General features: G+C 67.9%; 20 protein-coding genes. 10 read left to right on the top strand and 10 right to left on the bottom strand.

From position 1 onward, the window contains the following. Positions 1–29 precede the first annotated feature (29 nt). The 7 genes from I0D00_RS20915 to pilG all read right to left on the bottom strand — a co-directional run bounded on the left by I0D00_RS20915 (position 30) and on the right by pilG (position 12,708). Positions 30–1,049 carry a chemotaxis protein CheB gene (locus tag I0D00_RS20915; RefSeq protein ID WP_213641695.1) on the bottom strand — a complete coding sequence of 340 codons (1,020 nt, stop codon included), beginning with the start codon at positions 1,047–1,049 and terminating at the stop codon, positions 30–32. Continuing rightward, positions 1,046–8,230: a hybrid sensor histidine kinase/response regulator gene (locus I0D00_RS20920; RefSeq protein ID WP_213641847.1), complete on the bottom strand. Its 7,185-nt coding sequence runs from the start codon at positions 8,228–8,230 to the stop codon at positions 1,046–1,048. Before I0D00_RS20920 ends, I0D00_RS20915 begins: the two co-directional genes overlap by 4 nt. Before the next feature lie 21 nt (positions 8,231–8,251). Then, positions 8,252–9,109, bottom strand: coding sequence for a protein-glutamate O-methyltransferase (locus I0D00_RS20925; RefSeq protein ID WP_213641696.1), 858 nt, complete (start codon positions 9,107–9,109; stop codon positions 8,252–8,254). A 62-nt stretch (positions 9,110–9,171) separates the two neighbouring features. Further along, positions 9,172–11,220 carry a methyl-accepting chemotaxis protein gene (locus I0D00_RS20930; protein ID WP_213641697.1) on the bottom strand — a complete coding sequence of 683 codons (2,049 nt, stop codon included), beginning with the start codon at positions 11,218–11,220 and terminating at the stop codon, positions 9,172–9,174. A gap of 84 nt (positions 11,221–11,304) precedes the next feature. Further along, positions 11,305–11,841, bottom strand: coding sequence for a chemotaxis protein CheW (locus I0D00_RS20935; protein ID WP_213641698.1), 537 nt, complete (start codon positions 11,839–11,841; stop codon positions 11,305–11,307). 45 nt (positions 11,842–11,886) lie between these two features. Then, entirely contained in the window at positions 11,887–12,252 is a 366-nt protein-coding gene (gene pilH / locus I0D00_RS20940) for a response regulator (protein ID WP_213641699.1), read from the bottom strand. A 48-nt stretch (positions 12,253–12,300) separates the two neighbouring features. After that, entirely contained in the window at positions 12,301–12,708 is a 408-nt protein-coding gene (gene pilG / locus I0D00_RS20945) for a response regulator (protein WP_213641700.1), read from the bottom strand. 241 nt (positions 12,709–12,949) lie between these two features. Between pilG and gshB the strand changes: the two genes are divergently transcribed. The 7 genes from gshB to I0D00_RS20980 all read left to right on the top strand — a co-directional run bounded on the left by gshB (position 12,950) and on the right by I0D00_RS20980 (position 18,769). Further along, on the top strand, positions 12,950–13,912 hold the full coding sequence (gshB, locus tag I0D00_RS20950) for a glutathione synthase (protein WP_213641701.1): 963 nt from the start codon (positions 12,950–12,952) through the stop codon (positions 13,910–13,912). A gap of 56 nt (positions 13,913–13,968) precedes the next feature. Next, on the top strand, positions 13,969–14,865 hold the full coding sequence (locus I0D00_RS20955; RefSeq protein WP_213641702.1) for an energy transducer TonB: 897 nt from the start codon (positions 13,969–13,971) through the stop codon (positions 14,863–14,865). Positions 14,866–14,933: 68 nt separating this feature from the next. Further along, positions 14,934–15,503, top strand: coding sequence for a YqgE/AlgH family protein (locus I0D00_RS20960; RefSeq protein WP_213641703.1), 570 nt, complete (start codon positions 14,934–14,936; stop codon positions 15,501–15,503). Continuing rightward, positions 15,503–15,946 carry a Holliday junction resolvase RuvX gene (gene ruvX, locus I0D00_RS20965; RefSeq protein WP_213641704.1) on the top strand — a complete coding sequence of 148 codons (444 nt, stop codon included), beginning with the start codon at positions 15,503–15,505 and terminating at the stop codon, positions 15,944–15,946. Before I0D00_RS20960 ends, ruvX begins: the two co-directional genes overlap by 1 nt. 28 nt (positions 15,947–15,974) lie before the next feature. Next, positions 15,975–16,481 carry a bifunctional pyr operon transcriptional regulator/uracil phosphoribosyltransferase PyrR gene (pyrR, locus tag I0D00_RS20970; RefSeq protein ID WP_213641705.1) on the top strand — a complete coding sequence of 169 codons (507 nt, stop codon included), beginning with the start codon at positions 15,975–15,977 and terminating at the stop codon, positions 16,479–16,481. Between the two features lie 12 nt (positions 16,482–16,493). Continuing rightward, a complete protein-coding gene (locus tag I0D00_RS20975; RefSeq protein WP_213641706.1) occupies positions 16,494–17,498 on the top strand; it encodes an aspartate carbamoyltransferase catalytic subunit in 1,005 nt (334 codons plus the stop codon). Next, on the top strand, positions 17,498–18,769 hold the full coding sequence (locus I0D00_RS20980; RefSeq protein WP_213641707.1) for a dihydroorotase: 1,272 nt from the start codon (positions 17,498–17,500) through the stop codon (positions 18,767–18,769). Before I0D00_RS20975 ends, I0D00_RS20980 begins: the two co-directional genes overlap by 1 nt. A gap of 55 nt (positions 18,770–18,824) precedes the next feature. Here I0D00_RS20980 and I0D00_RS20985 read toward each other — a convergent pair whose 3' ends face one another. The 3 genes from I0D00_RS20985 to pilT all read right to left on the bottom strand — a co-directional run bounded on the left by I0D00_RS20985 (position 18,825) and on the right by pilT (position 21,621). Continuing rightward, positions 18,825–19,226, bottom strand: a complete 402-nt coding sequence (locus I0D00_RS20985) for an NINE protein (RefSeq protein WP_213641708.1) — start codon at positions 19,224–19,226, stop codon at positions 18,825–18,827. Positions 19,227–19,330: 104 nt separating this feature from the next. Continuing rightward, entirely contained in the window at positions 19,331–20,476 is a 1,146-nt protein-coding gene (locus I0D00_RS20990; protein WP_213641709.1) for a PilT/PilU family type 4a pilus ATPase, read from the bottom strand. Positions 20,477–20,586: 110 nt separating this feature from the next. Continuing rightward, on the bottom strand, positions 20,587–21,621 hold the full coding sequence (pilT, locus tag I0D00_RS20995; RefSeq protein WP_213641710.1) for a type IV pilus twitching motility protein PilT: 1,035 nt from the start codon (positions 21,619–21,621) through the stop codon (positions 20,587–20,589). A gap of 73 nt (positions 21,622–21,694) precedes the next feature. On the opposite strand from pilT, the gene I0D00_RS21000 reads away from it, so the two are divergent. From I0D00_RS21000 to I0D00_RS21010, 3 genes are read left to right on the top strand one after another with little or no spacing between them, the layout of a single operon-like run. After that, positions 21,695–22,387 (top strand): YggS family pyridoxal phosphate-dependent enzyme, encoded by a 693-nt coding sequence (locus I0D00_RS21000; RefSeq protein WP_213641711.1) that lies wholly within the window; start codon positions 21,695–21,697, stop codon positions 22,385–22,387. Positions 22,388–22,402: 15 nt separating this feature from the next. Then, positions 22,403–23,221, top strand: coding sequence for a pyrroline-5-carboxylate reductase (gene proC / locus I0D00_RS21005; protein WP_213641712.1), 819 nt, complete (start codon positions 22,403–22,405; stop codon positions 23,219–23,221). A gap of 10 nt (positions 23,222–23,231) precedes the next feature. Beyond that, a complete protein-coding gene (locus tag I0D00_RS21010) occupies positions 23,232–23,822 on the top strand; it encodes a YggT family protein (RefSeq protein ID WP_213641713.1) in 591 nt (196 codons plus the stop codon). The last annotated feature ends 78 nt before the right edge of the window (positions 23,823–23,900 follow it).

Consider the following 23,900-nt stretch of genomic DNA (forward strand, 5'->3'; position numbering starts at 1 on the left):
ATCAATCCTATGCGGGACAAGGGCCCGGGTTAACGGCACTGCTCGGCCAGGTGGCTGACCAGGGCGGCGGCCAGTTCCCGCGGGTCGGCGCTGAAGCTGCTGTAGCCGCCCTCGCGCAGGCTGTCCGGCATGCTCGGGCAGACGCAGCTGTCGCCGCGCTGGGTCCAGATCGCTCCGCCCTGACGACGCACGTAGGCGGCGGCGGCACTGCCGTCGCTGCCCATGCCGCTGAAGCTGATGACGCCGCACTCGGCACCGAATTGCTGGGCGAGGTTGAGCATCATCTGATCGATCGACGGACTGTAGGGCTCCGGCCAACCGCGCTCGGCGATCTGCATCAGGCGCTCGTCGCAGAAGCCCAGCTCGCGACTGATCGGCGCCACCACCACCTCGCCGCAGCGGATCGGCTCGCCATGCCGGGCCGCAGTGACGTGCCACTGACTGTGCCGGCCGACGGCCTGGGGCAGCGCCGCCTCGAAGCTGGGGTCGATGTGCTGGGCGTAGACGAAGCCCACCGGCAGGCCACCGGGCAGGGCATCGAGAAAGGCCTTGACCGCCGCCGGGCCACCCAGCGAGGCGGCCAGCAGCCAGACCTGGCGTGCCGGTTCGCCGGCGGCCAGCGGGGTAGCCGCCAGGGCCGGCGGCAGCTCCAGACGCGCCGGCCGCTGCGCCTCGGCGAGCAGCGCCGCCAGGCTAGGACCGACCGCCTGGGAGGGATCGCCGATCAGCTTCTTCAGCTTGCCGAACAGGCGCCGCTCCCAGCGCGGATAGTTTTCCGAGTGCCGCTCCGGGGCATGCCCCTCGCCGAACAGCACCGGTGCCGTAACCCGCTCGAGCAGGCTGTCGACCAGCGGCGAGTCCTCCGACTGGGCCAGGTCGACCAGCCACAGGTCGGTCTCGCAGGCGCCCAGGGCGTCCTCGTCGAGGCGCGCCGGATCGCTGTTGAGCACCACCTGGTAACCGCTGCCGCTCAGGGCCTGCTGCAGCACATGGCGCTGCAGCGAGGTGTCGGCGATGACCGCAATACGTGCCGCGCTTTTCTCAGTCATTTCCGTTTGACCAGTTGTTGGATGCTGTCGAGCAGCAAGGACTCCTGATAGGGCTTGCCGAGGTATTCGTTGACGCCGATGGCCATGGCCCGCTCACGGTGCTTCTCGCCGGTACGCGAGGTGATCATGATGATCGGCAGATCCTTCAGGCGCTCGTCGTGGCGCACCAGGGTGGCCACCTCGAAGCCGTCCATGCGCGGCATCTCGATGTCCAGCAGCATGATGTCCGGGCGGTGCTCCTGCAGCTGGCCGAGGGCGTCCACGCCGTCCTTGGCCGTCAGCACGTTCATGCCGTTGCGCTCCAGCAGACGGCTGGTGACCTTGCGCACGGTCACCGAGTCGTCCACCACCATGACCAGGGTCGGCCGGTCCGCCTCGACCTCCTCGCTGGTCGTGGCCTTGCCGAGCAGGCGCGGCTGCGTCTGGCTGAGCAGGTGGGCATGGATCACGCGGATGGTCGCCAGCAGGTCGAGAATCACCACCACCCGGCCATCGCCGAGGATGGTCGCGCCGGAGATGCCGTGCACCCCGGCGAACTGCGGGCCGAGGCTCTTCACCACGATCTCGCGCGAGCCCGCCAGGCTGTCGACCTGCACCGCCACCGCATGCTCGCTGGAACGCACCAGGATCACCGGCAGCGGCAGGCTCTGACCGACCAGCTTGGGCTGCTGCCCGTTGTTCAGCAGGTCGCCCAGATAACGCAGCTCGTAGGCCTGGCCGGCGTACTCGAAGCGCGGCGCATCGGGCTGGTAGTAGGCCTCCAGCTCGTAGGGCGAAACCCGCACGATACCTTCGATGGTGTTCAGCGGGATGGCGTACAGGTCCTCGCCGGACAGCACCATCAGCGCGCGGTTGACCGACACGGTGAACGGCAGGCGGATGGTGAAGCGGGTGCCTTCGCCCGGCGTCGAGTCGATGCTCATCGAGCCGCCGAGTTGCTTGACCTCCGAGTGCACCACGTCCATGCCGACGCCGCGCCCGGAAATCTGCGTGACCTTCTCCGCCGTGGAGAAACCGGCCTCGAGGATGAACTGCAGGATCTCGTGATCGGTGAGATCCGAGTCCTCGTCCATCAGGCCGCGCTCGATGGCCTTGCGCCGTACCGCCTCCAGCTTGATGCCGCCGCCGTCGTCGGCCAGGGTGAGGACGATATCGCCACCCTCGCGGCCGAGCTCCAGGCGGATGCGGCCCTGCTCCGGCTTGCCGGCGGCGCGACGCAGCTCGGCGGCCTCGATGCCGTGGTCGACGGCGTTGCGCAGCATGTGCTCCAGCGGCGCGACGATGCGCTCGAGCACGCTGCGGTCCATCTCGCCCTCGGCATTGCCGACGACGAACTCGACCTGCTTGCCCAGTTCGCCGGCGACCTGCCGGACGATCCGCCGCAGCCGCGGCACCAGGCGATCGAAGGGCACCATGCGGGTGCGCATCAGGCCTTCCTGCAGCTCGGTGTTGACCCGCGCCTGCTGCAGCAGCAGGGTCTCCGCATCGCGGTTGCGCGCGGCCAGGGTCTCCTTCAAGTCGAGCAGGTCGGACGCCGACTCGAACAGGGCTCGCGACAGCTGCTGCAGCTGCGAGTGGCGGTCCATCTCCAGCGGGTCGAAGTCCTCGTAGCCGGCGCGCTCGGCTTCGGCCTGATAACGGCTGAGGATCTGCGCCTGGGTCTCGGTGTCCAGGCGGCGCAGCTGGTCGCGCACCCGGTCGATGGTGGCCTCCATCTCGCTGAGGGTGAAGCCGAAATCGCTGACCTGCTGTTCCACCCGGCCACGGAAGATCGAGGTTTCGCCGGCCAGGTTGACCAGGCCCTCGAGCAGGTCCGCCGGCACCTTGACCAGCTCCTGGGGCGCCCGGCGCGCGGCGGCATCCTGGGCGGCCTGTTCGGCCTGGCGGACGAAGGGCAGCACCCGCGTCACCAGTTCCTGGGCCGGCAGTTCGCTGGCCGCGACGATGGGGGTCGCCGGCGCCGGCGGATGCACCGGCGCCGGTTCGGCCGCGGCTTCGCCCCCGGCACCGGCGGCGTCCGCGGTCTGCAGGCGCTGACGCAACTGGTCGAGTTCGCCCTGCAAGCCTTCGAAGCCCGACTGCACATCGAGGAACAGGCTCTCCGGCCAGGGCGCCCCTTGCGCCTGGGCCTCGGTGAGGTGCTGCTCCAGGTCATGGGTCAGGTCGCCCAGACGTTTCTGCCCGGCCAGCCGGGCACCGCCCTTGAGGGTGTGCAGCACCCGCAGCATGTCATCGATGGCGGCGCCATCCTCGCGGTGCTCTTCCCAGTGGCCGATCGCCTGCTCCATGGCCTCCAGCAGGTCGTCCGCTTCCTCCATGAAGATGTCGAGGATGTCCGACTCGGCATCCTCGTCGTCCTGGGCCGCCTCGGCGTCCCTGAGTTGCACCGCCGGCGGCACGCTCAGCCGCTCGTCCGGGTTGGCCCGAAAGCGCTTGATGGTCTCGATCAGCGCCCGACCGCTCGGCACCGCACGGCGCTCGCGCACCGCCTCGAGCATCGCGGCGAGACTGTCATGGCAAGCCTGCAGCAGGTCGAAGAGCGCGGCGCTGGCGCGCAGCCGGCCGCCGCACAGGTCCTCGTAGAGAAACTCCAGTTCATGGGCGAGATCGCCGATCTCGGCGATCTCCGCCATCCGCGCACCGCCCTTGAGGGTGTGCAGGTCCCGCTGCAGGGCCTCCAGTTCGAGGCTGTTGTCGACGTCCTCGCTCCAGCGCTGCAGGGCCGCACCGGCGCTGTCGATGATGTCGAAACCCTCCTCGAGGAAGATCTCCACCAGTTCGGGGTCGCGCTCCTCGGCACCGGCCTCGGCAGGATCGAGCGGCGCCTGCGCGGTGCTGTCCGGGCCGGCCACGGCCTCCGGCGCGGCGCCATCGGGCGTGGCGTCCACGGGCGACTCGGCGGCCGCCAGGTCTACGACCGGCTCGGCTTCGGCTTCGGCTTCGGCTTCGGCTTCGGCTTCGGCTTCGCACTCAGTCTCGGGGACACCGGGCTGGCCGGGCAAGTCCGCCGGACCACCCTGGCGGAACGCCCGGATCGCCTCGATCAGGTCCAGCGGCTCGGCCAGCTCGGCACGCTGCTGCAACTGTTCGAGCAACACGGCCAGGCGGTCATGGCTCTGCTGAAGCAGGGCGACGAGCGGAGCGCTGTGGTGAAAACGAGAATCCAGCAGGCCCTCGTAGAGCGACTCCAGCTCATGGGCCAGGTCGCCGATCGGGTCGATCTGCGCCATCCGTGCGCCACCCTTGAGGGTGTGCAGATCGCGCTGCAGGGCCGACAGCGCACTCTTCTGCTCCGGCTCGGCCACCCAGCGCTCCAGTGCCTGCCCGGCACTGTCCAGGATATCCACCGCTTCCTCGAGGAATATCGCCACCATCTCTTCATCCAGCACCTCGTAGGTGCCGGCGGACTCCGCTTGCGCGGCGTCCTGCTCGCTCTCCTGCTCGAGTTCCAGCTCGACTGCGGTCGCCAGTTCACCCTCGCCGTCGCTCGCCCACGGCGCGCCTGCTGCGGCGGCAGTGGCGACATCCAGTTCGCTGATCTCCAGGCCGCCATGGCCATCGTCGGACAGCAGCGCCAGGGCGCTGGGGTCCAGCGCCTCGTCGAGCAGGCTGCGCAGCGCCGCGACCCGCTCCGGCTGGGCGCTCACCTGCAGGCCGGCGGCGACCTGATCCATCATGCCGATCAGCGCCTCATGGGCCTGCTCGGCCTCGCTGAAGAACCGCTCGCTGACCGCCAGGCTGCCCTCGTCGACCGCACCGTAGAGGTCGAGCAGGGCCTCGCAGAGCTCGTCGATCTGCGGCAGCTCGGCCATGTCGGCCCCCCGGCCGAGGGTGGTCAACTCTTCCAGCAGGGCGCTGAGCTCCTGACGCTCCGACGGATGTTCACGCCAGCGCCCCAGCAGGTCCTCGGCGTCCAGCAGGATATCCATGCCCTCGGCGAGGAAGATGCCGATCAACTGCGGGTCGCGCGTCTCGCCCTGCTCGCTCTTGCGCCCGGCCTCCGCGGCGGCCAGGCGCTCCTGATGCAGCCTGTGGGTTCGCTCGAGGAACTCCGCGGCGCCCGGCAGCGGCGCCAGGGGCTGGGTCTCCAATTGCTCCAGGCCGCGGCGCAGCAGCTGTTCGGCGTCGTTCAGCAACTCCGCTTCGGCCATGTCCATGGGGATCAGGTTGGCCTTGAACTCCTTGGCCAGCTTCTCCAGGGGCGCGGCGATTTCCGCCACCGGCAGAATGCCGGCCATATAGGCACTGCCCTTGAGGGTGTGCAGGGCCCGCTGCAGGTTGTCGGTGACCGGCTGCGGCAACTCCCGGGCGCAACCGGCGCGGAACTCGACCAGGGTGTCCAGGTGGGTCTCGGCCTCGTTGCGGAAGATGTCCAGCAGCTGCGGGTCGAGCGCCTCGCCGTCGCCTTCGGCACTGGTAGCCTCGCTAGCGCCCGCTGGCTCGGCTACCTGTGCAACCGGGGCGTCAGTCTTTGGGAGGCTCTGCCCCTTCGCCAGCGCATGGGCGCAGGCCGCGAGGCGGTCGACGTCATCGCGCTGGCGCTGGGCCTTGGCGGCGTACTCCTCGACCAGCGCCGGCATCAACGCCACCACGTCCTGGACCACCTGGAGAACCTCCGGCTCGGGCTGGATGCTGCGGTCGAGCACGCGGTTGAGCAGGTTCTCGATCGACCAGGCCAGTTCGCCGATGACCAGGGCGCGGACCATGCGCCCGCTCCCCTTGAGGGTATGGAAGGCCCGGCGCACCTCGACCAGGGCGTCCTTGTCGTTCGTATCGGCGCACCACTGCGGCAGGTACTCGGCGATGGTCTCGAGGACCTCGCCGGCTTCCTCGATAAAGACCTCGGCCAGCTCCTCGTCGATCGCTTCCTCGTCGGCCGGCGGCGGCAGCAGGCTGGGCGGCACGTCGCTGGCCGGCGGGTTGATCGCCTGTTGCGGCGCTGCCATGACATCGGCCAGCGACAGCGGCGCGGCGCTGACCGGCGCCGGCTCCCCGGCCTCGCCCTCGGCCGTCGGCGGCGTGGCGGGCAGCTCGACTGCGGGAATATCCAGCGCCGCCAACTCGGCTTCGTCCCACTGCACGGGGCTGGCCAGGTCGTCCAGGTTCAGCTCCTCCAGCTGCAGCTCGTCCAGCGAGGGCTGGTCGTCTGCGGGCGCCGACGCCTCCTCGGCCGGGTCTGTAGCGGCCGGCCCCACGGCCGACGCGCCAAGGCCGTCCAGAACATCGGGCTCATCGAGCTCCGCCGTTAGGCTCGCCTCATCGGCCACTGGCTCCTGCGCCAGCGGCTCGGCGTCGCGTTCGGCAAGCTCCAGGCTCGGTTCATCCTCCACGCGCGCCTCGAGCGGCTCGGCGTCCAGGTCCGCCACCGGCTCCGGCGGGTCCATGTCGAAGGCCGCGGCGGGCTCATCGGCCAGCACCTCGATCTCGTCCAGCGGATCGGCCAGCGGTGCCGGCGTTTCCGGCAGCGACTCGACGCGATCGAGAATCGAGGGCTTCTCGGTCAGGGGGTAACCGAGGCTCGCCAGGCTTTCCTCGGCCACGTCGAGAATCAGGTCGCCCTGGCTGGCGTGATCCTCGGCCAGGCGCTCCAGGTAGTACTCGACGCTGGTGATGGCGTCGGCCAGGGTGTCCAGGTGCTGCCAGTTGGGCACGGCCTTGCGCACCAGCAGCTGTTCCTGGATATAGCGGTTGCAGGCCTTGAGCAGATCCGCCGCACGCTGCAGCGGGATCATGCCGAGACCGCCGCGCACCTGGGTGAGCAGCTCGGGCACGCGGGCCAGGTGTTCGTGATTCCACTGCGAGGCGATGAACTCGATGATCGCGTCCTTGGCCTGTTCCAGGCCGGTGCGCGCCTCCTTGATCACCAACTGGTGGATCTGCGCCACGTCGGTGGTCGGCAGGTGGCTCTCCTCGCGACCGGCGTCCTCGGCCGGGCCGACCATGCCCGCCAGCGTCGCCTCGACATAGAGCAGGGCGCCGGCGACATCCATCAGCACCGCATCGTCGGCCGCCCGCTGGCCGAGCGACAGGCCGTGCACCACATCGATCTGGTCGACGATGACCTTGCGCGGCTGGGCGAAGCCCAGCACCGCCAGGGTGTCGGCGATCTGCTTGAGCGGCGGCAGCAGGGCGTCGAGCTCGCTCACATGGCCGCGGTCGCCGCGCACGAACAGATCGAGGCTGTCCTTGACCCGCACCAGCTCCTCGCACAGGGCGGCGACCACCGAGCGCATGGCGTCGCGGTCCGGCCCGGCCAGGCGGGCCCGCTCCTCGTCCACCACCTCGTTGTTCGGCAGGGCGTCGTCGAGACGGTACTGCTCCTTGAGCTTGCGGATGCGCGGCGACTGCGCCGGGGCCTTGGCCACGTAGAACAGCAGGTTCTTGGTCAGCTCGTCGGCGGCGGGCTGGTTGATGCCGTCGGCGCCCTGCTCCAGCAGGCGCTTGAGTTCCTTGTCGACCTGACGCAGCAGGGTCCGCACCGAGGTGCCGTTGACCACGCTGCCGTTAGCCAGGCCTTCGACCAGGCCCGAGGCGATCTGCCACAGCGGACCGAGCGGTGCGCCCTGGCACAGGGTTTCCAGACGGGCGAAGACCCGTGCCATGTAGCCCAGGTTGGTGGCCAGGTCCTGGTTGCGGATCACCCCGACCAGGGCCAGCTGCAGCATCTGCCGCAGCTTGCGCAGCAGCACCGGCAGCTCGGCGGTGCGCAGCCGGGCCAAAGACTCCACCGACAACGCCGGGGCGCGCTCGGACATGTCCGGGGCGAACAGGCTGGTTTCCGACAGCAGCTTCTCGCCGCGGGCGGCCCGCAGGTCGTTGAGCAGCGGCAGCACCACCATCGGCAGGTCGCGCCGGGCGGTCTGGATCCGGTCGAGGTACACCGGCAGCTGCAGGATCGCCTGCATCAGCACCTCCAGGGCCTCGCCCTGGTTGGCCACCCGCCCCTCCATCAGGGCCTGGGCCAGGTGTTCCATCTCCTCGGCGAGCAGGGCCGCGCCGTAGAACTCCACCATCTGCAGAGTGCCCTGCACCTGGTGCACATAGGTCAGGCAGAAACGCATGCGCGTCGAGTCCTGCGGATTCTCGACGAACGCCTCCAGGGCTTGACGCGCCTGTTTCAGGGTTTCCGCGATTTCGCCCTTGACCCACTCCAGGGCGACATAGTCGTGCCGATCCCCCATAGCCACTCCACTCATAAAGCCCTATCCCTTGCGGGTAAACGCCAGCACTCGCTCGTCGGCCACCGGGATCAACCCCGGATGCTGCCAACCGGCCACCTCACCCACTCCCACCACCAGCAGCCCTCCCGGCGCCAGGCGCTCGGCCAGGCGGTTGAGGATCTCGCGGCGACGCCAGCGGCGAAAATAGATCAGCAAGTTCTGACAAAAAATGACGTCCATACCGGACATTGGCGCCTTGGCCAGTTCCAACACATTGAGCCTGGCGCAGCAGACGCGCGCCGCCAGACTCGGCACAACCTTGAAGCGCCCATCGACCTGGGGGGCGAAATAGCGCCGGCGCAGGTCATCGTCCAGCTGCTCGAGCTTGCGCGCCCCGAACAACCCCTCGCGGGCCTTGCTCAGGGCATTGAGACTGATGTCCGTACCGGTCACGCCGAAGTGCTCGGGCCACTGGCTGTCGCGCAACACCTGGGCGGCGCTGATGGCCAGCGAATAGGGCTCCTCGCCGCTGGAGCAGCCCACGCTCCACAGTTCCCAGGGGCGCTGCAGCCCGCGCTGCAACTGCGCCTGCAGGTGCCGCTCGAGCACCTCGAACGACGCCGGATGGCGAAAGAAGCGGGTCTCCTGCACGGTCAGCCGATCCAGCAGGGTCGACCACTCCACGGCACCGCGCGGGCCATCGGTGACCTGCCGGTAATAGGCGGCGTAGTCGGCCACCCCCAGCTCGCGCATGCGCGCGCTCAGGTTGGTCTGCAGAAAGGCCCGACGCTGCTCGCTGATCACCACGCCGGTGCGCTCCTCGAGCAGGGCCTGCCAGTCGCGAAACTCCGCGGCGGAGATATCCGCCACGGGCTGCAAGGCCCAGACGCCTGACTGCATGTCGTGCCCCTCGCTCATGGCCATGGCCCGGCGACCGGCTCCGGTCGCCGCCGCGCCGTCGCTTATGCCTGCTCCCCGGCTTCCGGCAAGGTGAAGCCGGATACCGACTTACGCATCTCGCTGGCCATCTTGGCCAGGGTACCAATGCTCTTGGCCGTGGCGGTGGTACCGGAAGAGGTCTGCGAGGTGATCTCCTGGATCACGTTCATGGTGTTGGAGATATGGCCCGCGGAGGACGCCTGCTGACGCGCGGCGTTGGAGATGTTCTGGATCAGCGCCGCGAGGGTCTTGGATACCTTCTCGATCTCCTCCAGGGCCACCCCGGCGTCCTGCGCCAGGCGCGCACCGCGTACCACCTCGGAGGTGGTCTGTTCCATGGAAATGACCGCCTCGTTGGTGTCGGTCTGAATGGTCTTGACCAGCGCCTCGATCTGCTTGGTCGCCGCAGACGAACGCTCCGCCAGACGCTGTACTTCGTCCGCCACCACGGCGAAGCCGCGGCCGGCGTCACCGGCCATGGAGGCCTGGATCGCGGCGTTCAGGGCGAGGATGTTGGTCTGGTCGGCAATGTCGTTGATCAGGCTGACGATGTCGCCGATCTCCTGGGACGACTCGCCGAGGCGCTTGATCCGCTTCGAGGTGTCCTGGATCTGCTCACGGATGTTATCCATGCCGGTGATGGTGTTGTGCACCACCTCGTTGCCCTTGTTGGCGATGGCTACGGAACGTTCCGCTACCGCGGAGGATTCCGAGGCGTTGGCCGATACCTGGTCGATCGACACCGCCATCTCGTTGATCGCCGCCGACGCCCCGGCGATTTCCTGGGCCTGGTGCTCGGAGGCTTCGGCCAGGTGCATCGCCGTGGCCTGGGTTTCCTGGGCGGCACCGGCAACCTGTACGGCGGTCAGGTTGATGGTGGCTACCAGGTCGCGCAGCTGGTCGATGGAGTAGTTGATGGAGTCGGCGATGGCGCCGGTGAAGTCTTCGGTTACCGTCGCGGCCACGGTCAGGTCACCGTCGGCGAGGTCGGCGATTTCGTCGAGCAGACGCAGAATCGCCGCCTGGTTGCGCTCGTTCTTCTCGGCGGTTTCGCTCAGGCGGCGGTTGGTCTCGCGCACCATGACCAGGCCGATGAGGATGATCGAGGCCAGGGCCAGCACGCCCAGCAGGTAACCGGCGAGGCTGTTCAGGGCCCGCCCGGCGGCCAGGTCTTCGAAACCGCCGGCCAGTTCGGAGGCCTTGTCCAGCAGGGTCTGCGACACGCTGAAGATGGTGTTGGCCGACTCGCGCACCTGGAACAGCTCGGGCGAGGTCTCGAGGATCTCGTCCACCGAGCCGGACACGAACTCGAACAGCTCGGAAATCTCCGCCAGACGCTCGAGCGCCTCGGCGTCGGTCACCTGGGTGATCTCCATCGCCGGGTTGCCCTCGAGCATCGCGCTGAGAACCCGACCGAACAGACTGGCATCGCGACCGAACATGTCGGCGGCCTGCACCGAGTCCTCGTCACCGGCCAGCACCTTGTTCACCGAGCCGAGAATACGTTCGGCCAGCAGCGACTGGCGCTGGGCCACCGACACCTGGGCCGCCGGCGCGCCGCTTTCCAGCAGGATGTCGACCACTTCCTCGTACTCGACCTGCAGCTGCGGAATGGTTTCCGCCAGGGTCGCCGCCACCTGGTGCAGGGACAGTACTGTCTGCTCGCTGGCCAGGATCGCATCGGTGTTCTGCCGCAGGCTGTCCCAGTCCTGCTGCACCGCGGCCATCTGCACCTGTACGGCGTCCGGCGCCGCGGGGACGCCGCTGGCGCTATTGCCATCGGTCAGGTAGCCCCAACGGGTCTGGAAGTCGTTGCGCGCCTCGCGCAGCAGGCCGAACGCTTCGGCGGTACCCGCCGCGGATTCGGAGGCGTTCTTGGCGATACGTTGGGACAGCACCCGCAGCTCACCGGAGTGGCTGATGTATTCCGTATCGTAGTTGGACTGGGTATTGAGGTAGGCGAAGTTCGCGAACAGCAACACGATGGACACGATCAGGACGATAAACAGTCCGGCGATCAGCGTGCTGCTGCGCGTACCCGCGAATAAGTTGCCTGTGTTGAGTTTTTTCATTATCTGGCCCCCGCCTGGACCGACCGCACTACGGTTCCCATGTAACGCCAAAAGGCCGACAGCGCCGACCCCACCGAAAAGCTGTTAATACGCCACGTCGAGAAAGCCCTGGTGCTGGGCCAGCGCATGTGGGCTGAACACCAACCAGGGTTGCTCACGTTGAAAGACCCCGTGGATAAAGGGTTGAATGGACGCCTCGAGCGGCGGCAGCTGCTCGGAGAAGGCATCCACTGGAAAATGCTGCATGCCGAACACTTCATCGACCGTCAAGCCGGCGAACACGTCCTGATGGTCGACCACCAGCACTCGCCGCTGCTTGCGCAGCGGCGACAGCTCGTTGCCGAAGAAGCCGCACAGGTCCATCACCGGCAGCAGGCGGCCGCGTACGTTGGCCACGCCCTTGACCCAGTTCTTGACCCCGGGCAGCAGGGTGTAACGCGGCTCGTGCAGCACCTCGCCGACCTCGCCCATGGGCGCGACGAACAGGCGCTCGCCCATGCGAAAGCCGATGCCGCTCCAGGTCTGCACGGCGGTCTGCTGCAACGGCAGGCCGGCCGCCAGCAACCGACAGCGCTGGTCGATTTCGAGGAGGAGTTGAAAGGGTGTCTGCGCGTCCGACATGCCAACCGTGGCCTTCTTCTTATCTAATTGCGGACCGGCACGGCATCAGCCGGCCAATACTGCATTGAGGGTCTTCAGCAGCGTCTGCTCGTCGACCGGCTTGGTCAGGTAATCCTTGGCCCCCTGGCGCTTGCCCCAAACCTTGTCGGTTTCCTGGTCCTTGGTGGTGACGATGATCACCGGGATGTGGCTGGTGTCGGCGTCCTTGGTCAGCTGGCGGGTCGCCTGGAAGCCGTTGAGCCCGGGCATGACGATGTCCATCAGCACCGCGTCGGGCTTCTCCTGGCGCGCCAGGGCGACGCCGTCCGCGCCGTTTTCCGCCTTGAGCACCTGATGCCCGTGCTTTTCCAGCATGGCGGTCAACTTGTACATCTCGGTCGGCGAGTCATCAACAATCAGAATTCGAGCCATGGTGTTTCCCAATACATGAAGAGGCGTCTAGGGCTTGGCCGCCGGACATCAGGAGGCCTGATCCACCGGGGTGAAGGCGGGAACGTGGGCCTTGATCGCCCCGAGCAGCTCTTCCTTGCTGAAGGGCTTGGTCAGGTATTGATCGGAGCCGACGATGCGTCCCTTGGCCTTGTCGAACAGGCCGTCCTTGGAGGACAGCATGATCACCGGAGTGGACTTGAAAGCACTGTTGTTCTTGATCAGGGCGCAGGTCTGATAGCCATCGAGCCGCGGCATCATGATATCGACGAAGATGATATTCGGATGGCTGTCGGCGATCTTTGCCAGGGCATCGAAGCCGTCTACCGCGGTGATCACCTCGCAACCCACCTTCTTCAGCAGGGTTTCCGCGGTACGACGAATCGTCTTCGAATCGTCGATAACCATCACCCTCAAACCCTCGGAATGCTGTTCCATGTTTGCCCTACCATCGCCTCGGTGAGTCGTTATTTTCGCGTTGAATCAGTGCGCCTGAGACCCTGCCACCGACGGGCTGCAACCCAATCGTCGGGCCTTTTTAGCACACTCTCCCCATGCAAGCCACAAGCCACGGAGGGCCGGGGCTTGCCCCTTGACCGCCCGTCCAGTCGGCGCCACCCTGGCGCCACACGCTAGTCTCTACGCCCCTCAGCTACCGCCTTTTCACGGAGAATCCCCCATGAGCGTCCGCCTCGGCATAGTCATGGACCCCATCACGCAAATCGCCTTCAAGAAGGACAGTTCGCTGGCCATGCTGCTGGCCGCGCAAAAGCGCGGCTGGTCGCTCTTCTATATGGAGCAGCGCGACCTCTACCAGACCAAAGGCCAGGCCCACGCCCGCCTGCGCTCGCTCCAGGTGTTCGACGACCCCCAGCGCTGGTTCGAGCTGGACGCCGAGCAGGACCTGCCGCTGCGCGATCTTGACGTGATCCTGATGCGCAAGGACCCGCCCTTCGACAACGAATTCCTCTACTCCACCCACCTGCTGGAACAGGCCGAGCGGGACGGCGTGCTGGTGGTCAACCGCCCGCAGAGCCTGCGCGACTGCAACGAGAAGCTGTTCGCCACGCAGTTTCCCCAGTACACCCCGGCGACCCTGGTGAGCCGCAGACCCGACATTCTGCGCGACTTTGCCAAAGAGCAGCGTGACATCATTCTCAAACCCCTCGACGGCATGGGCGGATCGATGATTTTTCGCCACCGCGAGGGCGACCCCAACCTCTCGGTGATCCTCGAGACCCTCACCGCCCATGGCCAGCAACAGATCATGGCGCAGCGCTACCTGCCGGCCATCAGCGAGGGCGACAAGCGCATCCTGATGATCGACGGCGAGGCGGTGCCCTACTGCCTGGCCCGCATCCCGGCCCAGGGCGAGACCCGCGGCAACCTGGCCGCAGGCGGCCGCGGCGAAGCCCGCCCGCTGAGCGAACGCGACCGCGAGATCGCCGCCGGCGTCGGCCCGACCCTGCGCGAGAAGGGCCTGCTGTTCGTCGGCCTGGACGTGATCGGCGACCACCTCACCGAGATCAACGTCACCAGCCCGACCTGCATCCGCGAGATCGATGCGGCCTTCGACACCCGCATCGGCGAACGCCTGATGGACAAGATCGCCGAGAAGCTCAATGCGCGCAGTGCTTCATAGACTTTTGCCCGCCCCCTCGGCAGACTGCGCGGCAACCTGAACCGACCCGAATCGCGATGACCGCAGCCGCCAGCCCAACCGCAATCCCAGCCGCCGGCGTTCGCCCGGCGGATCGCCTGGGGTTCACCCTGTTCCTCGCCACCGCGCTGCATGCCGCCCTGATCCTCGGCCTGGGCTTCTCCCTGGCCGAACCCAGCCAGATCAGCAAGACCCTGGAAGTCACCCTGTCGACCTTCAAGAGCGAGGAGAAGCCCAAGCAGGCGGATTTCCTCGCCCAGCACGACCAGCAGGGCAGCGGCACCCTGGAACACAAGGCGGCGCCCAAGACCACCGAACAGGCGCTGTTCCAGGACACCCAGGTCAAGCGGGTGACGCCGCCGACCGCGCCGCAGCCGCCGGCGGCCCGCCAGGAAGCGCCGAAAGCGGCGGTCGCCACCCGCACCCCACAGCCGCAGAAGACCCCGGTCAAGCGCGAAGAGAACCAGCCGACGCCCCAGACCCGCCCGGCGCCGGTATTCGACAGTGCCCAGCTGTCGGCGGAGATCGCCAGCCTGGAGGCCGAGCTGGCCCAGGACATCCAGCAGTACGCCAAGCGCCCGAAGATCCATCGTCTCAACGCCGCCTCGACCATGCGCGACAAGGGCGCCTGGTACAAGGACGAGTGGCGCAAGAAGGTCGAGCGCATCGGCAATCTCAACTATCCGGACGACGCCCGCCGCCGGCAAATTTACGGCAGCCTGCGCCTGCTGGTGTCGATCAACCGCGACGGCACCCTCTACGAGGTGTTGGTGCTCGAGTCTTCCGGCCAGCGCGTGCTGGACCAGGCCGCGTTGCGCATCGTCCGCCTGGCCGCACCCTTCGCCCCCTTCACCGGCGACCTGGCGGATGTCGACCGCCTGGAGATCATCCGTACCTGGCGCTTCGAGCGGGGCGACCGACTGTCGAGCAACTGAGCCACCCCATCCCCGGCGATGCGCCTTTTAGCTTCCAGGCGCCGGCCGCAGGCTTTAAGCTAACGCGCATGAAAGACGCCAGCCCGAGCTTCCTCAAGCACCACTTCCTGATTGCCATGCCGCACATGGCCGATCCGCAGTTCGCGCACACGGTCACCTACCTGGTCGAGCACAACGAGCAGGGCGCCATGGGCCTGGTGATCAACCGCCCCAACGGCCTCAACCTGGCCGACGTGCTCGAGCAGCTGCGCCCGGACAGCGAGCCGCCGGCCCTCTGCCAGGGGCTGCCGATCTTCTCCGGCGGCCCGGTGCAGACCGACCGCGGCTTCGTCCTGCACCCGGCCGGCCGGCAGTTCCAGGCCACCCTGGAGCTCGGCGAACTGGGCCTGTCCACCTCCCAGGACGTGCTGTTCGCCATCGCCGACGGCAGCGGCCCGGACAAGTACCTGATCGCCCTCGGCTATGCCGGCTGGGAAGCCGGCCAGCTGGAGGCCGAACTGGCCGACAACGCCTGGCTGACCTGCCCGGCCGACAGCGCCATCCTCTTCGACCTGCCCTTCGACCAGCGCCTGAACGCGGCGGCCGCGCGCCTGGGCGTCGACCTCAGCCTGCTCACCTCGCAAGCCGGCCACGCCTGATGAGCGAAACGCGGAGCAAGCCGCTGCGCCTGCTGCTCGGCTTCGACTACGGCAGCAAGCAGATCGGCGTCGCCGTCGGCCAGGCGATCACCGGCCAGGCCCGGGAACTCTGCGTGCTCAAGGCGCAGAACGGCGTGCCGGACTGGCAGAAGGTCGAGGCGCTGATCCGCGAGTGGCAGCCGGACGCCATAGTCGTCGGCCTGCCGCTGAACATGGACGGCACGCCGAGCGAGATGAGCGCCCGCGCGGAGAAGTTCGCCCGCCGCCTCAACGGCCGCTTCAGCCTGCCGGTGCACACCCACGACGAACGCCTGACCACTTTCGAGGCCAAGGGCCAGCGCCTGCAGCAGGGGCAGAGCGGCGGCTACCGCGAGCGCCCGGTCGACGCCCTGGCCGCGGCGCTGCTGCTCGAAGGCTGGCTGGCCGAACACCGCCCGGGCTGATCCGGGCCGGGCCCACAAGGAACCTGCGATGAACCTACCCAACCCCGTCGAGCTGCTGCCGCAGATGGCCGGCGCCCTGCTCGAGCACCTCAACCGGCGGCAGATCGCCGCGCCACGTTTCATCGGCATCCGCACCGGCGGCGTGTGGGTCGCCCAGGCCCTACTCGACACCCTCGGCAACCGCGAACCGCTGGGCATTCTCGACGTGTCCTTCTACCGCGACGACTTCACCCAGAGCGGCCTGCACCCGCAGGTCAAACCCTCGGAGCTGCCGTTCGAGATCGAGGGCCAGCACCTGGTCCTGATCGACGACGTACTGATGAGCGGCCGTACCATCCGCGCCGCACTCAACGAGCTGTTCGACTACGGCCGCCCGGCCAGCGTGACCCTGGTCTGCCTGCTCGACCTGGGCGCCCGCGAGCTGCCGGTGCGCCCGGACGTGGTCGGCGCCACCCTGTCGCTGGCCGCCGACCAGCGGGTAAAATTGTCCGGCCCCACGCCGCTGCACCTCGAACTCCAGACGCTCGCCAACTGAGACCCCCCCGCGATGACGCCGATTGATGCCCAGCGCCCGCTGCAGCTGAACGACCAAGGCCAGCTGCGCCACTTCCTCTCGCTCGACGGCCTGCCCCGCGAGCTGCTGACGGAGATCCTCGACACCGCCGACTCCTTCCTCGAGGTCGGTGCCCGCGCGGTGAAGAAGGTCCCGCTGCTGCGCGGCAAGACCGTGTGCAACGTGTTCTTCGAGAACTCCACGCGCACCCGCACCACCTTCGAGCTGGCCGCCCAGCGCCTGTCCGCCGACGTCATCAGCCTCAACGTGTCGACCTCCTCGACCAGCAAGGGCGAGACCCTGTTCGACACCCTGCGCAACCTCGAGGCCATGGCCGCCGATATCTTCGTGGTGCGCCATGCCGACTCCGGCGCCGCCCACTTCATCGCCGAGCACGTGTGCCCGAACCTGGCCATCATCAACGGCGGCGACGGCCGTCACGCCCACCCGACCCAGGGCATGCTCGACATGCTGACCATCCGCCGCCACAAGGGCGGCTTCGAGAACCTCTCGGTGGCCATCGTCGGCGACATCCTCCACTCGCGGGTGGCGCGCTCCAACATGCTGGCGCTGCGCGCCCTGGGCTGCCGGGACATCCGCGTGATCGCCCCGAAGACCCTGCTGCCGGTCGGCATCGAGCAGTACGGCGTCAACGTCTACAGCGACATGGCCAAGGGCCTGGCGGATGTCGACGTGGTGATCATGCTGCGCCTGCAGCGCGAGCGCATGCAGGGCGGCCTGCTGCCCAGCGAGGGCGAGTTCTACCGCCTGTTCGGCCTGACCGAGCAGCGCCTGGCGCTGGCCAAGCCGGACGCCCTGGTGATGCACCCCGGGCCGATCAACCGCGGCGTGGAGATCGAGTCGGCGGTGGCCGACGGCCCGCAGTCGGTGATTCTCAACCAGGTCACCTACGGCATCGCCATCCGCATGGCGGTGCTGTCCATGACCATGAGCGGGCAGACCGCCCAGCGCCAACTCAACTCCGAGGAGTCCAACTGATGCGCACCGCAATCCTCGGCGCCCGCGTCATCGACCCGAGCAGCGGCCTCGACCAGCAGGCCGACCTGTATATCGACGGCGGCAAGCTGGCTGCCATCGGCCAGGCGCCGGCCTCCTTCGTCGCCGAACAGACCATCGCCGCCCAGGGTCTGGTGGCCGCCCCCGGCCTGGTCGACCTGTCCGTGGCCCTGCGCGAGCCGGGCTACAGCCGCAAGGGCAGCATCGCCAGCGAGACCCTGGCCGCCGCCGCCGGCGGGGTCACCAGCCTGTGCTGCCCGCCCTTCACCAAGCCGGTGCTGGACACCTCGGCGGTGGCCGAGCTGATCCTCGACCGTGCCCGCGAAGCCGGGCACACCAAGGTCTTCCCCATCGGCGCCCTGAGCAAGGGGCTGGCCGGCGAACAGCTGGCAGAGCTCGTTGCCCTGCGCGACGCCGGCTGCGTGGCCTTCGGCAACGGCCTGGACAACTTCCGCAGCAGCCGCACCCTGCGCCGCGCCCTGGAGTACGCGGCCACCTTCGACCTGACGGTTATCTTCCACTCCCAGGACCATGACCTGGCCGAGGGCGGCCTGGCCCACGAGGGGCCTACCGCCAGCTTCCTCGGCCTGCCCGGCATCCCCGAGACGGCCGAGACCGTGGCCCTGGCCCGCGACCTGCTACTGGTCGAGCAGACCGGCGTGCGCGCCCACTTCAGCCAGCTGACCAGCGCCCGCGGCGCCGAGCTGATCGCCGACGCCCAGGCCCGCGGCCTGCCGGTCACGGCCGACGTGGCCCTGTACCAGCTGATCCTCACCGACGAGGCCCTCGTCGGCTTCTCCAGCCTCTACCATGTGCAGCCACCGCTGCGTACCCGCCGCGACCGCGACGGCCTGCGCGCCGCGGTGAAGAGCGGGGTGATCCAGGCCATCGCCAGCCATCACCAGCCCCACGAGCGGGATGCCAAGCTGGCCCCCTTCGGCGCCACCGAGCCGGGCATCAGCAGCGTGCAGCTGTTGCTGCCGCTGGCCCTGACCCTGGTGCAGGACGACCTGCTGGATTTGCCGACACTGCTCGCCCGCCTCGGTGCCGGCCCGGCCGACGCCCTGCAGCTGCCGGCAGGCCGCCTGGCGGTGGGCGCCCCCGCCGACCTGCTGCTGTTCGATCCGCAGGCCTCGACCCTGGCCGGCGAGGCCTGGTACTCCAAGGGCAGCAACTGCCCCTTCACCGGCCACTGCCTGCCGGGCGCGGTGCGCTACACCCTGGTCGATGGGCACCTCAGCTACCAGGCCTGATGCCTCGCGCACGAAAAAGCCCGCCGAATGGCGGGCTTTTTCGTGTTCAATGGCTTCAACCACGCTCGGCGTTCTTCAGCGAAATCTGCGTATTCAGGGTCCAGAAGTCGTAGAGCACGCCGACCAGGAACAGGCCGCCGGTGAACAGATAGAGGATGCCCGTGAGCCACTTGCCCTGGTACATGCGATGTACGCCGAACACGCCGAGGAAGGTCAGGAGAATCCAGGCGAGGTTGTAGTCGGTCTCCCCTACGGTGAAACGCAGATCGGCCTCGCGATCCATGGCCGGGATCAGGAACAGGTCGATGATCCAGCCGACGAACAGCAGGCCCAGGGTGAAGAACCAGATGGTGCCGGTCACCGGCTTGCCATAGTAGAAGCGATGGGAGCCGAGGAAGCCGAATATCCACAACAGATAGCCGATGACCTTGCTATGGGTGTCCTGTCTTACGTCCATGCCATGCTCCTGTACCGCAAGTGAATATGAATAGGCCCGGCACCGCGCAGCTGCCCGATAAAAAAGCCCGCGGGCGCGGGCTGTTGCAGGCGTGAGCTGCGGGCTCAGCGGAAGCGCCGCCCCGGGTCCTCCGGCGCGGTCTCCAGGGACAGGCCCTCGCTCAGCTGGGCCAGGTGGTCGCCGTCGCTTTCCGAGCCGAGCTTGATCATCAGGCGCAGGTCGTTGGCCGAGTCGGCGTACAGCAGCGCGTCCTCGTAGGTGATCTCGCCTTGGCTGTAGAGGGCATACAGCGCCTGGTCGAAGGTCTGCATGCCCTGCTCGGTGGAGCGCTTCATCAGGCCCTTGAGTTCGTGCACCTCGCCCTTGCGGATCAGGTCGGCGGCCAGGGGGGTATTGACCAGCACCTCGATCACCGCCCGGCGGCCCTTGCCGTCCGGGGTCGGCACCAGCTGCTGGGCGACTATCGCCTTGAGGTTCAGCGACAGGTCCATCCACACCTGGTTCTGCCGGTCGGCGGGGAAGAAGTTGATGATCCGGTCGAGGGCCTGGTTGGCGTTGTTGGCGTGCAGGGTGGCCAGGCACAGGTGGCCGGTCTCGGCGAAGGCCACGGCGTGGTCCATGGTCTCGCGGGTACGCACCTCGCCGATGAGAATCACGTCCGGCGCCTGGCGCAGGGTGTTCTTCAGCGCCACCTCGTAGGACTCGGTGTCGATGCCCACCTCGCGCTGGGTGACGATGCAGTTCTGGTGCTGGTGGATGTACTCGATCGGGTCCTCGATGGAGATGATGTGGCCGCTGCTGTGCTTGTTGCGGTAGCCGATCATCGCCGCCAGCGAGGTGGACTTGCCGGTGCCGGTGGCACCGACGAACAGCACCAGGCCGCGCTTGGTCTGCGCCAGCTTCTTGAGGATCTCCGGCAGCTTGAGGTCATCCAAAGTCGGGATGTTGGTCTCGATGCGCCGCAGCACCATGCCCGCCAGGTTGCGCTGGTAGAAGGCACTGACGCGGAAGCGGCCGACGCCGCGGGCGCTGATGGCGAAGTTGCACTCGTGATTCTCGGCGAACTCCCGGCGCTGCTGCTCGTTCATCACCGCGTACACGGTTTCCCGGGTCTGCTCCGGCGACATGGGGTTCTTGGTGACCGGCATGATCCTGCCGTTGACCTTCATGGACGGCGGCACGCCGGCGGTGATGAACAGGTCCGAGCCGCCCTTTTCCACCATCAGGCGCAGCAGTTTTTCGAATTCCATGCGTTGTCTCGCCCATCTGCATCACGCGCCTACGCAAAGACCAGTCGCCGAAGCGCGCGAACCGTCGCTGGCCGATCCCCGTGCGCCAGTCGGCACACGGAAACAGTGTGTCAGAAGGTTTCCGGGTTCTTGGATTTTTCCCGGGCACTCTCGCGGCTGACCAGCCCCTTGGCCACCAGCCCCTTGAGGCAGGCGTCGAGGGTCTGCATGCCCAGCGAGCCGCCGGTCTGGATCGCCGAATACATCTGCGCCACCTTGTCCTCGCGGATCAGGTTGCGGATCGCCGGGGTGCCGATCATGATCTCGTGGGCCGCCACCCGGCCGCCGCCGATCTTCTTCAGCAGGGTCTGGGAAATCACCGCCTGCAGGGACTCCGAGAGCATGGAGCGGACCATGGACTTCTCCTCGGCGGGGAACACGTCGACCACCCGGTCGATGGTCTTGGCCGCCGAGGTGGTGTGCAGGGTGCCGAACACCAGGTGGCCGGTCTCCGCGGCGGTCAGCGCCAGGCGGATGGTCTCCAGGTCGCGCATCTCGCCGACCAGGATGATGTCCGGGTCTTCCCGCAGGGCCGAACGCAGGGCCTCGGAGAAGCCCAGGGTGTCGCGGTGCACCTCGCGCTGGTTGACCAGGCACTTTTTCGACTCGTGGACGAATTCGATCGGGTCCTCGATGGTCAGGATATGGTGGTACTTGGTGCTGTTGAGGTAGTCGAGCATGGCCGCCAGGGTGGTCGACTTGCCCGAGCCGGTGGGCCCGGTGACCAGCACCAGGCCGCGCGGCACGTCGGTGATCTTGCGGAACACCTCGCCCATGCCGAGGTCTTCCATGGTCAGCACCTTGGACGGAATGGTACGGAATACCGCGCCGGCGCCACGGTTCTGGTTGAAGGCGTTGACCCGGAAACGCGCCACCCCGGGCACCTCGAAGGAGAAGTCGGTCTCGAGGAATTCTTCGAAGTCCTTGCGCTGCTTGTCGTTCATGATGTCGTACATCAGCGCGTGCACCTGCTTGTGATCCAGGGCCGGCAGGTTGATCCGCCGTACGTCGCCGTCGACCCGAATCATCGGCGGCAGACCGGCAGAGAGATGCAGGTCCGACGCGCCTTGCTTGGCGCTGAAGGCGAGCAGCTCGGTGATATCCATGGGACTCCCTAATGACAAGCAAGCAGGTAGAATGCCGCGAACGCAGAACGGCCGGGGCTACAGAGCGCGAGTAATGTCCACGATAGCAGAGAATATTGCAAAGGTCGGAGCGCGCATCCGTGAGGCGGCGCAAGCCTCGCAGCGCGATTGTGGCTCGATCGGCCTGCTCGCGGTGAGCAAGACCAAAGCCGCCCCGGCGATTCGCCAGGCCCATGCCGCGGGTCTGCGCGACTTCGGCGAGAACTACCTGCAGGAGGCCCTGGAGAAGCAGGTCGAACTGCACGACCTGGCGCTGACCTGGCACTTCATCGGCCCCATCCAGTCGAACAAGACCCGCGCCATCGCCGAGCACTTCGCCTGGGTCCACTCGGTGGACCGCCTGAAGATCGCCGAGCGCCTCTCCGCCCAGCGCCCGCCGCAGCTGCCGCCGCTGAACGTCTGCCTGCAGGTCAACGTCAGCGGCGAGGCCAGCAAGTCCGGCTGCAGCCCCGAGCAGCTGCCGGCCCTGGCCCAGGCGGTCGCCCGGCTGCCCGGGCTCAAGCTGCGCGGCCTGATGTGCATTCCCGAACCCAGCGCGGACCCGGCCGTGCAGCGCGCGGCCTTCGCCCGCCTGCGCGCACTGCAGAGCGGCCTGGGCCTCGACCTCGACACCCTGTCCATGGGCATGAGCCATGACCTGGAAGCCGCCATCGCCGAAGGCGCGACCTGGGTCCGCATCGGCACCGCCCTGTTCGGCGCCCGCGACTACGGTGCCCCCTCGCCTTGAATTAAGGAAGCCCAGATGAACGATCCCAAAATTGCCTTTATCGGCGCCGGCAATATGGCCGCCAGCCTGATCGGCGGCCTGCGCGCCCAGGGCGTCGCCGCCAACGCCATCCGCGCCAGCGACCACGGCGCCGAGCAGCGTGCCAAGATCGCCGCCGAGCATGGTATCGAGACCTTCGCCGGCAACGCCGAGGCGGTCGCCGGCGCCGATGTCATCGTCCTGGCGGTGAAGCCGCAGGTCATGAAGGGCGTCTGCCAGGACCTGGCGCCACACCTGAGCGAAGGCCAGCTGGTCGTCTCCGTCGCCGCCGGCATCACCTGCGCCAGCCTGGAAAACTGGCTGGGGCCGCGCGCCATCGTGCGCTGCATGCCCAACACCCCGGCGCTGCTACGCCAGGGGGTCAGCGGGCTGTACGCCAACGCCCGGGTCACGGCGCCCCAGCGCCAGCAGGCCGAGCAGCTGCTCAGCGCGGTCGGCCTGGCCCTGTGGCTGGACGAGGAGCGGCTGATCGACGCGGTCACCGCGGTGTCCGGCAGCGGCCCGGCCTATTTCTTCCTGCTGATCGAGGCGATGACCGCCGCCGGCGAGAAGCTCGGCCTGCCACGCGACACCGCCGCCCAACTGACCCTGCACACCGCCCTCGGCGCCGCGCGCATGGCGGTGGCCAGCGACGTCGACGCCGCCGAGCTGCGTCGCCGCGTGACCTCGCCCGCCGGCACCACGGAGGCGGCGATCAACAGCTTCCAGGCCGGCGGCTTCGAGGCCCTGGTCGAACAGGCACTGAATGCCGCCGCCCGCCGCTCGGCGGAGCTGGCCGAACAGCTGGGCCAATAAGGAGCCAACCATGATCGGACTCAACACCGCTGCAGTTTATATCCTGCAGACCCTCGGCAGCCTCTACCTGCTGGTGGTGCTGCTGCGCTTCATCCTGCAACTGGTGCGCGCGGACTTCTACAACCCGCTCAGCCAGTTCATCGTGCGTGCCACCCAGCCGCTGCTCAAGCCCCTGCGCAAGGTCATCCCCGGCTTCGCCGGCCTCGACCTGGCCTCGCTGGTGCTGGCGATCCTGGTGCAACTGCTGCTGATGACCCTGACCCTGATGCTGATGGGCTACGGCACCGGCAACCCGCTGCAGCTGCTGATCTGGTCGATCATCGGCGTCACCGCGCTGTTCCTCAAGGTGTTCTTCTTCGCCCTGATCATCGGCGTGATCCTCTCCTGGGTCGCCCAGGGCAGCCACAACCCGGCGGTCGAGCTGATCCAGCAGATCTGCGAGCCGCTGCTGATGCCGATCCGCCGCTTCATGCCGAACCTCGGCGGCCTGGACCTGTCGCCCATCGTCGCCTTCCTGGCGCTCAACCTGATCGACATGCTGGTGATCCGCAACCTGGCGATGATGACCGGCATGTACCAGGGCCTCAGCCTGGCGATCTGAGCCCCCGCCGGGACCGCCCGGCGCGCCGGCGCCCGGCCCGACCGTTCGCCCCGCCTGCGCGACCATCAGGCAGGAGCG

Origin of the sequence: Pseudomonas lalucatii (assembly GCF_018398425.1) — a bacterium.
Taxonomy (GTDB): domain Bacteria; phylum Pseudomonadota; class Gammaproteobacteria; order Pseudomonadales; family Pseudomonadaceae; genus Aquipseudomonas; species Aquipseudomonas lalucatii.